This window comes from Ignavibacteria bacterium (genome assembly GCA_017303675.1).
Taxonomy (GTDB): domain Bacteria; phylum Bacteroidota; class Ignavibacteria; order Tepidaquicellales; family OLB5; genus OLB5.
Map to the genome: position 1 here is coordinate 1,673,034 of JAFLBX010000001.1, position 12,454 is coordinate 1,685,487.

Consider the following 12,454-nt stretch of genomic DNA (forward strand, 5'->3'; position numbering starts at 1 on the left):
AAGTTAAATCAGCTCTTTGATCTTTTCCAATAGCCAGTCTTTGTTCTGTACATTTGTTAATTTTTCTGTTTTAGAAAGTAAAATTTCTGCTGATGCTTTATCTTTATTTTCTTTTACCTTTACCAGTTCTGAAAAAACTTTTATGAACCCGGAATAAATATCATACTGCTGCTCTCCAACAAATTTATTTCCTTCTACAAGCTTTTTATAGCTATCAAGCTGGTAAAGAACGGAGATAAAATCATCTTCATCATAATAGATCTTAAGTTTTAGAATATTTACTTCATGTTTCAGAAAGAAGCCTTCATACTCTATTTTCGACGTATATTCCAAAGCTTCTGAGGTCGAACCTGTACTGTATGTAAGCTCAGCCATTGCATAATTATAAAGATTTCTCCTGTGTTTTTCCTGCAGCAGTGGTGTAAATTTATTGATAAAGGAACTCACCCATTCAAATTCTTTTGAACTTATCCCTATGGTTATCATTGTAACATATACAGAATAAGGCATGCTTCCTCCCGGATAAAATGCATACGCTTCATGTTCAAGGATCAGGTTGTTCACCTCAAACAGCTCTTTTAAAGCATCAGCATCATTTTCCCTTATTCTTTTTATCTGTATTCCCTGTAAGCATGTAAAAAGATTATTCAGCTCGAAATGTGATATTTTTTTATGATTATTTAGAAGCAGTTCTTTAAATTTATTGTATGTTTGTTTATCGTATGCATCATTCACGCATTTAATGATACAAAAATTCATTATCAGTATTTCTGAAAATTCATATTTTGTTTCTTCAAGCCATTCAATATATCTGTCCATATCAATAAAAGAAAAAAACTTTGGAAGAAGGGGCTCTGCTGCTATCAAATTATAATATTGTTTTGCTTTAATGTTTTGCACGATCTTAGTTGAAAATGATACAAAATAATTAAGCAGGTAACTGTTGATCTTATCTTCTGTTAAATTCCCGGTTTGAAAGGACTCCTTTTTTAGTTCAATGGTTTTTTTCTTGATCTGAATTTTCATCAGCTCATAAAAATAATGCTGCCCGTTTATTTTTTCTATTGCGGATATTTCTTCCAGCTGCGTTACAATTTTTTCAGCATTACCTACCAAATCTTTTGATAATAGCTTTCCTGCCAAATTTATATTTTTTTCAAAATCGTTTTTATCATATTCATTTTGGCACATGTATCCTTCGGCAAGCTTGGTTAATCCGGAAAGCAGCTTACGGGTTTCTGTATCCCTGTATTTTGTACCGGGAAAAACTGCAGAATATAATTCTTCTTTATTGAAATCTTTATTTGAATAGTCACCAAAGTATATTTTAAAGTAATTATAAGAGGTTATTAATTTTTTGTTTACGTTAAAATAAGGTGAATTAACATATCTCCCGAATTCTTTGAATTCTTCAGCAGAGAATTTTTCCAAAAAATCAACAATTTTACTTTTGATCATAAACCCAATATTTAGTTGGTACAAATTTGATTGAAAATATGCGAAAAACTCACAAAATCGCTATTTATTACGGAAAAACATAATCAGAAGCGGAACAATTTAATATTCTTTTCTTTGATTAGCTATCCACAGTAAGATAAATTTGCATCATTATTCTATGTGATGATAGAAATCCTAAAAAATAACCCCCAATTATGAAAAGTATTCCTACATCACATAGGCAGGGTAATAAAGCTCCTTGAAAACAGTAATTTGCCAGTAAAGGAGCTTTACTCTGAAAATTTAAATAATAATGTGATGAGGAAAATAATTATTCAATTACTGTTTTTCATTTCTGTTTCAAATGCTCAATGGGTACAGCAATCAAGCGGAACAACTGTTACATTGTTTGATATTTCAATGCCGGGAGTCAGCACAACATTAGTTGGCTGGGCAGTTGGTTTAAGCGGAACAATTCTGCGCACAACAAATGGCGGTACAAACTGGATTGCGGTAAACAGTCCTACTTCTAATTCTTTAACATCAGTTCATTGCTTTAATTCCACGTCTATATTGGCAGTTGGCTGGAACGGAACTGTTATTAAAACAACCAACAATGGGCTTGACTGGACTTCCAATTTTATCGGATCATTTGACCTGGAATCAGTTAGTTTTATTAATTCCACTACCGGATTTATATGCGGTAAATCAGGGGGTATATGGAAGACAACTAATGGGGGGAACACATGGAACGGATTAGTTGTAAATTCTCTTGATAACCGTGAATGTTATTTTATCAATTCTACAACAGGCTATACATGCGGACCTTTGATAAATACTCAAACAGCTTCGGTAAAAAGAACAACCAGTGGCGGAGCTTCGTGGCAGCAGCCGGTGAACGTATTTGGCACATTAAACAGTATTACATTTTATGGTGATCAAATGGGCTGGAGCTGCGGAAGCCTGGGTAATTTAGCTAGAACAACAAACGGCGGTGTTACATGGAGTACATATGCACCGATAAATTCTGCGATCACTTTATTTGATATATATTTCAGCAAACCCGAAGAGCTGGGTAACGGCACTACCGGCTGGATAGCTGCTGATTCAGGTAAAATTTATGTAACATCGAACAGCGGGGTAAACTGGGAAACACAGATTACGCCGGTAAACTATCCTTTATATGCAGTAAAAGTAATAGGGAATACACATGGCTGGGCTGTTGGCGATAATGGAACTATTTTAAGAACTACTAACGGCGGTGTACCTATCGGAATTCAGACCATTTCTTCTGAAATACCGGTAGGGTATAAACTTTGGCAGAATTACCCGAACCCTTTTAACCCGTTGACAAATATTGAGTTTTCTATACCAAAAGGAAACAATGTTAAATTAGAAATATTTGATTCTGAAGGAAAACATATTGCTGAAATTGTGAATGGTTTTTATTCAGCCGGAACCTATAAAGCTGATTTCGAGGCTGGTAATCTGGCAAGCGGCATATACTTTTACAGTTTACAGGCAGGATATTTTTCTGAAACTAAAAAAATGATATTAATTAAATAAATTTAATTGTGATGAGGAAATTAATTATAATATTGTTTGCAGTATCATCAATTATAAAAGCTGACTGGGAAACAGTAAACTCTCCTGTTAATTTTGATATTAACACAGTTAGTTTTATTTATAACCAGAACACAGGTTATATAGGCTGCCTTGCAGGTAATATATATAAAACAACCAATGGCGGAACTAACTGGCAATTCCAAAATCTAGCCGGAGGCAATGGAATAGATATAAATGATATCTATATTAATCCGGTTAATAATAACTATGTATATGCTGCAGGAGCTGACGGAGTTATACATAAAACTACAAACGGCGGAAATAACTGGACATTTATTGATGTAGGCAATCCCAGTATCACATCAATAATATTCTTTGATTTGCTGCACGGACTTGCAGCTTCTTACGGAACGCAGATGTTCATAACATCTAACGGGGGGAACAACTGGAGTACAGTTAATACGGGTTTATTATCAGAAAATTACTGGGATGGATGTTATACATCTAACGCTGTTTACTTTTCCGCATCCGGGGGCAAGATAGTAAAATCAACCAATGGTGGAGTAAACTGGAGTATTCAATCAATTAATGAAAATGTGGCGGTATATTCACTGTATTTTAAAGATGTGAATACCGGTTATGCAGGTACAGGCAATGGTAAAGTATATCAAACAACAAATGGAGGGACTAACTGGTTTCTGCTTTCAGTGTTAAACCAGCCAATTAGCATTAACTGCATAACTTCAAACGGTTTTGATATTTATCTTTGCGGGAATTCCGGTTCAATTTATAAAAGACCTGGGGGAGGAAATACATGGTATTTGCAAACAACAAATTTCAATTCTACTTTACATGATTTATGCTTTACCGGTGAATTTACAGGTTATACTGTGGGAGTGAACGGAGTAATAAAAAAAACAACAAATGGGGGAAATCCAATAGGCATTGAACCGATTGCCGGGAATATCCCTTCGGAATTCTCACTATTGCAAAATTACCCAAATCCTTTTAATCCTGTTACAAAATTTGAATTTTCACTCCCCGGCAGCGGGCATGTTGAGATCATAATTTATGATGCAGCGGGAAGAATTGCAGAAGTACTGATTAATGAAGAATTAAAAGCAGGGGTTTACCAGGCGGAATGGAATGGTTCAGGATTCTCAAGCGGGGTTTATTTTTATAAGATAAGAACTAAAGAATATACTGAGACCAGAAAAATGATATTAGTTAAATAATTATTTTAATCTATTACTATAAAGCCGGTTAATATTTAATTAACCGGCTTTTTTAGTTTGGTTACCTGTAATTTTTTATATAATTATCCAGGTCCACTACGTTGGATTCAAACACAAAAATATCATACAGTTTATAGTAATTGCCCCTGTCAACAACATTCTTAAAAACATATTTCGCCAGATCTAATTTATTCGATTCAAAAACAAACCAGCTTAAGATATCCCGTACCTGTTCAGTTGTAAACAGGTTGTTATCTATTACACTCTTGGTCATATCATATTTTGTTGTTTCAAAGGTTCTGCCGGCTATTAGGTTCTTAAATTCTGAAAAATCCCTTGCACTCATCGGCATTCCGTAAAACTCTTCATAATAAACAGGCTTGTCAGGTTCATTAAATTTACAGTTTCTGCATGCATCGCAGCTACATGTGCAATGCTCGTGAAAATCTTTATTAAATGCGGAATTATAATTGAACATTGTTCCTGATGATAAATACCAGTTGCCATCTGCAAAAATATTTACAGCAAAAATCATAAAAAACAAAGTAAACAGTAAAATTTTGGTGGTCTTCATAAATTTGTTATTAGATTATTGGATTCATTTATTCTACCTTACAAAGTTACCGTAAGTTTCTGTTTTTGCTGTAAAAATATGTAAATGAATGTGAATAATGTTAAATATATTCTGGATATAGGTATTCAGTAAAATCAGATATACAATACATGTACACTATGAGGTGTAGTGGAGAAAAATTAAAAAAAAGAAAATGCGATATATCAATCAGTTTAATTATATATTATTTTTGTACTACTAAGGTTTAAATTAAAATCATTTAAATATTCCCGGGAGGTATTATGATCACTATATACAGATCATTTATCCTATTCTTTTTAATTTTATCAAACCTCCATCCACTATCCCAGAATGTTCATTCAGGCCGCTTCACTAACACCGATGATTCATCACTGACGAATGAACATGATTATTTCAAGCTTACTATCCGAAATGCTCCCGTATTGACATTACAGTTTTCATTAGATTATGATTTCGGTGTCTTTGAGCTATCCGCTAATGATAACGGTGATCTTAATAAAGATCAATTTATTTATGGCAAGAATTTTGGAGTAAGACATGGCTTTGGCGGTAATATAACTGCTAAATATCCTTTGCATAAAGCGGGCAACCTAAGGCTTACTTCATCTTTAATGTATAACAGGTTTACAAGTAAGTTCAATAAAGTATTTGCAGATCAAAAGGAGCAGGATTTTGTTAAATATGATGTGTATTCATTCGGGGTAGGGATAGAGGATAATTTTAATCCCGGTTTAAAGTTAAGAGCATTTGCCGGAATAGGATTGATAGGCAGCGTAATTTCAGGTAATGCAAAAATTACAGATACTCTTGGTAGCAGGGAGCTCAGTATAAATCCTGCTTTCAGGCTAGGGCTGAATATATACTCGGGGTTTGAATTTTTATTATCTAAAAATGTAGGTTTAAGCTTCGGTCTCAAGTTTACCCATGCAAATCTTTGGCTGAAGCAAAGCAGTAGTTCCGATAATCCGCTTGAGCTTAATTTGAACGATCAGAAAGTGAATAACGGGCAATTATACTCCGGTTACAGGCAGTTTGCCTGGGGTTCATTCGGCATAGGTTTTAATTATTATCTTGGTGTAAAGGAAAAGGAATATTACTACAGAAAATACTGATAACTGATCTCAAAAGAATAAAATAATTTTGTTTATATTAAAAGTACTGCCTCAATAAATTTTTATTGAGGCAGTATTTATTTTTAAAGTATTGCTGAGTTATTTCACGTTAAATTCTCATTTAATATACCGAATTAGTTTACCAAAAAGTTTGTATTCATGAAAATAACGTTATATTGCCTACGGTTATTAAAATTTATTTGATTATTACTGAATCGTGAACGTTCGCACGTCGACTGAACCTCCCCCAAGGTTGCCCGAATAATTTGTGACGCTGCCGTTAACTATTACCCTGCAGTTAAAGCTTTTGGCAAATCCTGAAAAATGCTCAACATTAACTCTGTAATTACCGGCGGGGATAGTAACAGCAGTGCTGAAAATATTTTCTATAGCATTACCGGTTTGCGACTGCCAGTCTCTATCCAAAGCAAAGTTAGGGCTGGTTGTATTGCTCCAGAAAATGTGCAGGTTGTTGGGTCCGTATAAATGCAAATCCAGATCTGCCGCATTTGAAGCAGTATTTAGCCATGTTAATGTTGCCTGGAAAGTTCCTGTACCAACCGGAACGGTTGGCTGCGGCCAATTTTCAGGTCTGCCTGCAACCCAGGAACCGCCTGCAGGCAAACAGAAGGGGACATATACCTGAGCATCGTAAGTTGACCAGCCGTTAAATACAAGCGGGTCTGGTACTGTTACGGGTGCAGGTATGCTGTATGTTTCAATTACAGGCGGATTTGCCTGGCAGTTACTTCTTGTTACCCAAAAACTTATTGAACCCTGAGGAACTATTGCTTTTGTTTTTCCCATGGGGCAGCCTAAAAATATAGGATTCATATATGCCTGGCCGATCAATCCACCGCTATACTGACTAAGTATTGAAGGTTTTTCGGGTGAAACGCTTTGAACTGTCAATATGTAATTCATGAACGGTTCCGGCGGGCAATCATACATTGCTCCGCCCTGCCTGAAGTCTGAAGAATTATCAAGAAGGGTTTGTTTTGTAAGTACATAGTAACCCAGTGAAAGCTGATCAATTCCTACTTTCCTGTTGACAGTATCAAGTGCTGAAGTGGGAATCAGTTTCCACTCCTGGGTTGCTTCGGAATATTTTAATACTGCAAGATCCTGAGGTGAGTTTTCAGAACTTGCGGGAAAAAATAGCTGAACAGGAGAATTCAGATTAAACGATTCCGGACCCGCTTTTAAGTATGAGCTTATAACTGTAAATCCGGATGGAACAGGTGGAATTCCGGATTCAATTGTTGAAGATGTATTCAAAGAAAACGCTACAGTACCTGCTGTTCCGTTGCTGTTGCGCGGTACATCACCCACATGTACTTCCATTCTGAAACCATTAAATTCAATATTCTGCCGTTGCTCTGAAGTAACACTTTGAGTGACCCCGCTACCGCTGCCCGGATCATTTGGCGTAACAGTAGTATCATTGCTATCAGAACAACTGCTAATAAATACTGCAAGCAGCAGAATTAATACTAATGAAAAATTATGAATAGTTTTCAAAAATTCCTCCTTTTGATTTTATCAATAGATAATCACAGTTATAATATTTACTGATAAATTGCTTAAAAATTGTAATTGGTTCAAAGAGAAATTTTGCAAATTGTCCCATATTCGTTTAAGAGAATAAGAGGAAAATCTCTGAAATTAGAAAAAATTTGAGTTTTTATCGGTATTTATGTCGCAAAATAAAAAAGTCTGAATTTAATGTAAATTTTACAGCATAAAAAAAACACAAAACCCGGGGTTTTGTGTTTTAAAATTGAGGCAAAATTGTGCTTTCTGTTAGATACTACATTTTCTTCAGATCGGTAAACTGGTAACCCAGCTTCAGCAGGTTTTCCTTAGGTTTTTCTGCTGGAATCAGCTCTATAATGTAACCGGGAATGTTTTTCTGCACATTTATTACATCGTCAACATCAAATGCTGAAATGACATGTTTATCATCAAGATGAGAGCGTGTTGCTTCGCTTAGAGCCTGTCCTTCCGAAAAATCCGGGTCACGTTTCAGCTTTTCGTTAATGCTGTCAGAAGCATCTTTCAAAACAAACGGCATTAATTTATGGAATTCCGTAAAATGTCCTTCCTTATAATAGCCGATATTTCCAATGACCAGCATTGGAAATTCTTTAGAAGCATTTTCCGGTGGCTTACCTTCTTTTACCAAAATGTCATAGCCATCTGCATGGTTCAGTACCATATAAGCATCAAGATGCGTTGCAGCAGGCCATGAACTTTTCATTTGGGGTTTCAATGATTCAAGATCACTGCCAACGCCGATAAACAGGTTGTGGGACTCCAGCAAGTCGCCTTTGTTGTATCCTCCTAAGAGGACAATAAATAATTTAAGTTTTTCCATATTTTAAAGTTTATAAAAAAGCCTCAAAATTTTAAAATTTTGAGGCTTTTTTGCGCTCCCAACGGGATTCGAACCCGTGTTTCCACTGTGAAAGAGTGATGACCTAACCCCTAGTCGATGGGAGCGTTTTTCAACAGAATTACAAATTTACGAAAAATATTAGATATTTAAAAGGGGGGAAATAATGTCAAAAATGAAACGTCAAACGTGAAACGAGGAAGGAGTGAAATTATTGTTTAATCAGTGCATCAATTACAACCTTCAACTTTTCATATGTTTTTCCCATTTCTTCTGAAATTACCTTAACATCATTCAGTACAGGCATAAAGTTGGTGTCGCCGTTCCAGCGGGGGACAATGTGAAAATGCAGGTGGTCTTCAATTCCCGCCCCTGCAACCCTTCCGAGATTAGCCCCGATATTAAAACCATGAGGTTTCATTACCTCGGTTAGAGCCTGCATTCCAAGATCAAGCAAAGAAAACATTTCAAGCCGTGTTTCATCGTCCAGCTCTGTAAGATCTTTGGCTTCTTTATATGGTACTATCATTAAATGGCCGCTGTTATACGGGTATAGGTTCATTATAATGAAGGCATTTTTTCCGCGATACAGGAGATAATTTTTCCTGTCATCATTTTCATTCAAAATTCGTGTAAATAAAGAGCCGGGCAAATTTTGTTTTGGCTCTTCTTTAAAAGTATCAATGTATTGTGAGCGCCAAGGCGACCAGAGTTTTTCCATAAATCAAAAATAATTGATTTAAAATTTAAATGCCTGATATTAAAAAACCCCGCTTTAAAAAAGCGGGGTTGAATTGATGAAAATAACCGGGAAATATCCCGGGAAAAGAAAATTATTTTAATGAGCTTCTTCCTGTTCTTTCTGGGATTCTGCCACAATTTTTGCTTCAATTTCTTTGGGCACTTCTTCGTAATGTGAAAAGCGGCGTTTGAATATACCGCGGCCCTGGGTAATTGAACGTAGCTTTGTAGCATAATCATGAAGCTCAGATAGCGGAACAGCCGCTTTAATTATCTGCATTTTACCGCTGGAATCCATGCCTGATATCTTGCCCCTGCGGGATGAAATATCGCCCATTACGTCACCCATGAATGATTCCGGAACAGTAACTTCAATTTCATAAATGGGTTCAAGCAGTACAGGTTTGGCTTCAAGGAATCCTTTTTTAAACGCCTGTGCGCCGGCAATTTTAAATGCCATTTCTGAGGAGTCAACATCATGGTATGAGCCAAAATGAACGGTTACCTTTACATCAACAACCGGATAGTGCGCTACGGGACCTTTCAATAATGCTTCAACAACACCTTTTTCAACTGCGGGAATGAATTTTGTAGGAATTGCTCCGCCAACAACTTCATTGGCGAATTCAAATCCAACGCCGCGTTTTTGAGGTTCAAGCCTTAAATGAACGTGACCGTATTGGCCGTGTCCGCCGGATTGTTTTTTGTGCTTGTATTCAACATCCTCAATTTTTCCTTTAATTGTTTCCCTGAAAGGTATTCTTGGCTGAACAATGTTTACTTCAACACCGTATTTTTCCTTGAGCCTTGCAATAATTATTGCCAGGTGAAGCTCACCCTGACCGGAAATAATTGTCTGCCCAAGCTCAGGATCAAAATGGAAAAGGAATGTCGGGTCTTCTTCGTGCAGGTGAGAAAGCCCGGAGGCGATCTTATCTTCATCACCTTTTTGCTTAGATTTGAGAGCCTGTTCTATCAATGCTTCAGGGAATATTATAGGATCAATCATAACATTCAGACCCTTGCCTGTTAATGTATTGTTAACATGTGTATCTTTTAACTTAACAACAGCGCCAATATCACCGGTAACGGCAGTTGACATATCTTTTCTGTTCTTGCCGTTCATCTGGAAAATCTGTGTTAAACGCTCAACTTTATTCCTGTTCTGGTTGGTCAAGTCCATACCGGCAGCTACACTGCCTGAGAGCACTCTGAAAAATGACATTTCACCAACATGCGGTTCGCTCAGGGTTTTAAAAACAAATACAGCAGGCGCACCGTTCGGATCAGGCGAAACTTCAACATAGTCATCACCGCCTGTTTTTTTAGCCATAAACGGCGCTGCATCAAGCGGGCTGGGGCAGTATTTACAGATGAATTCAGTCAACGGTTTTACGCCAATGCCGGTGAGTCCCGCAGTGCAAAGCACCGGTAATATTTTTTTAGCTTTTATTTCCCTTGAAAGGCCTTCTATAAGCTCTTCTTCTGTAAGTGTTCCGCCTTCATCAAAAAAGCGGCTCATTAATTCTTCATCTTCTTCGGCAACTATTTCAATAAGCTCCTGGTGCAGAGCGTTTGCTTTTTCTTTCAGTGCATCGGGAATATCATGTTCTGTATATTCGCCTTTGCCGTCAGGGTTGAACTTAAGCAGCTTCATTTTGAGAACATCCACAATACTATCAAAACCGAATCCCTGGTTAACCGGGAACTGCAGCTCTGCAACATGGCTTCCGTAGTTTTCCCTTAATTGAGCCAATGTGCTGTCAAAATCTGATTTTTCGTAATCAAGCTTATTAACAACGAAACAAATTTCAATGCCGTATTCTTTTGCATAATTTACGGCAATTTCAGTTCCGACTTCTACGCCTTCTGAAGCGTTTACAACGATCAAAGCAGTATCCATGATACGCATAGAAGATTTTACCGAACCGGTAAAATCAGTGTATCCGGGTGTATCTATAATGTTGATCTTATGGTCTTCCCAAGTAGTGTTTAAAACTGAAGAATTTATGGAGATCTTTCTTGAAATTTCGTCTTTGCTGTAATCAGAGGCAGTGGAGCCTTCTTCTATTTTCCCGAGCCTGTTCAGCGTGCCGCTGGTATATAAAATTGATTCAGCCAGTATTGTTTTTCCGGAACCGCCGTGTCCTGCAATTACGACGTTCCTGATTTTTTCCGGTGTAATGTTACCCAAAATATTCTGCCCCTTCTAATTAATTGTGTTTATATACTGTAAAAGGCTTTGCAGTATATAAAAATGATTTATACTGTGTAAAAATCCTGTAAATTCAAATAATTAAATACTTAACGGGAATAAAATTAAAAAAGGTCCTCTTCAGATTCGTATTCACGAATTTTTTTACGTGAATATGAACCATTTTTTGAGCCTGAGAGAACGTTTAAAAATTGTCTTATCCCTTTAGATACAGCATTTACCATATTTAACGCGTCGAAAACATTGGTTTCAACTTCTTTCTGAACCTTCTGCTCAAATTCAACAATAGAATCGGTTGTATCTTTTACAGTATCAACTATTCCGTTAATTTTTGCCGACTGAATTTTGAGGTTAGATGATATCTCTTTGATATCGTTTGTAATAAGAAGAGAGTTTTCAATTAAAGGTTCGGTTTTTGTGGTAATGTGATCTACTTTGCTTTCGATATTATCAATTGTGCTGTTGATATTATCGATAGCGCTGACAATACGTTTTAATGCCCTTATGAGGTATATTACCAGCGCTATCAATGCAACATACAGCGCAATTACGGCAATGCCAGAGATGAATTCTAATTCCTGCATTTAACTGCCTTCTAAATTTATAAATGCGCTTTGTTGTTATAACTTGTTACGTTCTTCTTTATATGCATCAACACCGGCTTTAATTGCATCTTTAACCTTTGCTGATTCATCTACGATCTTGCTTTTTGCTGTTTCGTAGGAATTTGATGTTTTTTCCTTCGCAACATTCAGAATATTATTGGCATCTTCAAGTAAGTTGCCGGCTTTTTTTCTTGCATCAGAAATTAATTCTTCTGAACGCTTTTTGCCTTCATTAATGATATCCTGAGCTTTGTGTTTTGCAATATCAAGATATTCTTCTGCATCATCAAGCATTTCGTCTTTCTTGTTCTTAATATCCTGACGAAGTTCTTTACCGCTTTTTGGCGCATACAACAGAGCCAAAACGCCGCCAACAATTCCGCCGGCTAAAAAGCCAAGGAATAAACCTTTAGCTACGCCTCTTTCTTCTGACATAGTGTAATCCTCCAATTTAATTTTTTTACCCATTTTTGTTTGGGAATTATAGTGTTTATGTTTTTTGATTGTTGAAAAATAGCAAAATACCCCTCTATTTTCAATGTAATTTAATTTA

General features: G+C 36.4%; 11 protein-coding genes and 1 tRNA gene. 3 read left to right on the plus strand and 9 right to left on the minus strand.

The features are described 5' to 3' along the window. Positions 1–3: 3 nt before the first annotated feature. The gene (locus tag J0M37_07485; GenBank protein MBN8584924.1) at positions 4–1,458 is read right to left on the minus strand and encodes a hypothetical protein; all 1,455 of its coding nucleotides are present in this window, start codon (positions 1,456–1,458) and stop codon (positions 4–6) included. Between the two features lie 297 nt (positions 1,459–1,755). Here J0M37_07485 and J0M37_07490 point away from each other — a divergent pair, with 297 nt between their 5' ends. Together J0M37_07490 and J0M37_07495 are read left to right on the plus strand one after the other, a co-directional pair. Next, positions 1,756–3,003, plus strand: a complete 1,248-nt coding sequence (locus J0M37_07490) for a T9SS type A sorting domain-containing protein (protein MBN8584925.1) — start codon at positions 1,756–1,758, stop codon at positions 3,001–3,003. A gap of 11 nt (positions 3,004–3,014) precedes the next feature. After that, entirely contained in the window at positions 3,015–4,238 is a 1,224-nt protein-coding gene (locus J0M37_07495) for a T9SS type A sorting domain-containing protein (protein MBN8584926.1), read from the plus strand. Between the two features lie 61 nt (positions 4,239–4,299). Here J0M37_07495 and J0M37_07500 read toward each other — a convergent pair whose 3' ends face one another. Further along, the gene (locus tag J0M37_07500) at positions 4,300–4,812 is read right to left on the minus strand and encodes a DUF4476 domain-containing protein (GenBank protein ID MBN8584927.1); all 513 of its coding nucleotides are present in this window, start codon (positions 4,810–4,812) and stop codon (positions 4,300–4,302) included. A gap of 281 nt (positions 4,813–5,093) precedes the next feature. Between J0M37_07500 and J0M37_07505 the strand changes: the two genes are divergently transcribed. Next, positions 5,094–5,945: a hypothetical protein gene (locus tag J0M37_07505; protein ID MBN8584928.1), complete on the plus strand. Its 852-nt coding sequence runs from the start codon at positions 5,094–5,096 to the stop codon at positions 5,943–5,945. 207 nt (positions 5,946–6,152) lie between these two features. Here the strand turns inward: J0M37_07505 and J0M37_07510 are convergent, their stop codons facing one another. From J0M37_07510 to J0M37_07540, 7 genes are all read right to left on the minus strand, one after another. Further along, the gene (locus J0M37_07510) at positions 6,153–7,466 is read right to left on the minus strand and encodes a hypothetical protein (protein ID MBN8584929.1); all 1,314 of its coding nucleotides are present in this window, start codon (positions 7,464–7,466) and stop codon (positions 6,153–6,155) included. 289 nt (positions 7,467–7,755) lie between these two features. Then, on the minus strand, positions 7,756–8,322 hold the full coding sequence (locus tag J0M37_07515) for a DUF1543 domain-containing protein (protein MBN8584930.1): 567 nt from the start codon (positions 8,320–8,322) through the stop codon (positions 7,756–7,758). 53 nt (positions 8,323–8,375) lie between these two features. Next, positions 8,376–8,447: transfer RNA gene (locus J0M37_07520), tRNA-Glu, on the minus strand. 104 nt (positions 8,448–8,551) lie between these two features. After that, positions 8,552–9,061, minus strand: a complete 510-nt coding sequence (locus J0M37_07525; GenBank protein MBN8584931.1) for an HIT domain-containing protein — start codon at positions 9,059–9,061, stop codon at positions 8,552–8,554. A gap of 117 nt (positions 9,062–9,178) precedes the next feature. Beyond that, a complete protein-coding gene (fusA, locus tag J0M37_07530; GenBank protein ID MBN8584932.1) occupies positions 9,179–11,275 on the minus strand; it encodes an elongation factor G in 2,097 nt (698 codons plus the stop codon). A 125-nt stretch (positions 11,276–11,400) separates the two neighbouring features. Then, complete coding sequence (locus J0M37_07535; protein MBN8584933.1) at positions 11,401–11,880, minus strand: DUF948 domain-containing protein; 480 nt, start codon at positions 11,878–11,880, stop codon at positions 11,401–11,403. Positions 11,881–11,916: 36 nt separating this feature from the next. Further along, positions 11,917–12,336: a YtxH domain-containing protein gene (locus tag J0M37_07540; GenBank protein MBN8584934.1), complete on the minus strand. Its 420-nt coding sequence runs from the start codon at positions 12,334–12,336 to the stop codon at positions 11,917–11,919. Between the last annotated feature and the right edge of the window lie 118 nt (positions 12,337–12,454).

Excerpts from the sequence above, each read along its gene's own strand:
- J0M37_07535 (MBN8584933.1), bottom strand. The coding sequence starts at position 11,880 with ATGCAGGAATTAGAATTCATCTCTGGCATTGCCGTAATTGCGCTGTAT.
- J0M37_07490 (MBN8584925.1), top strand. The coding sequence starts at position 1,756 with ATGAGGAAAATAATTATTCAATTACTGTTTTTCATTTCTGTTTCAAAT.
- J0M37_07515 (MBN8584930.1), bottom strand. The coding sequence starts at position 8,322 with ATGGAAAAACTTAAATTATTTATTGTCCTCTTAGGAGGATACAACAAA.
- J0M37_07505 (MBN8584928.1), top strand. The coding sequence starts at position 5,094 with ATGATCACTATATACAGATCATTTATCCTATTCTTTTTAATTTTATCA.
- J0M37_07525 (MBN8584931.1), bottom strand. The coding sequence starts at position 9,061 with ATGGAAAAACTCTGGTCGCCTTGGCGCTCACAATACATTGATACTTTT.
- J0M37_07485 (MBN8584924.1), bottom strand. The coding sequence starts at position 1,458 with ATGATCAAAAGTAAAATTGTTGATTTTTTGGAAAAATTCTCTGCTGAA.
- J0M37_07495 (MBN8584926.1), top strand. The coding sequence starts at position 3,015 with ATGAGGAAATTAATTATAATATTGTTTGCAGTATCATCAATTATAAAA.
- J0M37_07540 (MBN8584934.1), bottom strand. The coding sequence starts at position 12,336 with ATGTCAGAAGAAAGAGGCGTAGCTAAAGGTTTATTCCTTGGCTTTTTA.
- J0M37_07500 (MBN8584927.1), bottom strand. The coding sequence starts at position 4,812 with ATGAAGACCACCAAAATTTTACTGTTTACTTTGTTTTTTATGATTTTT.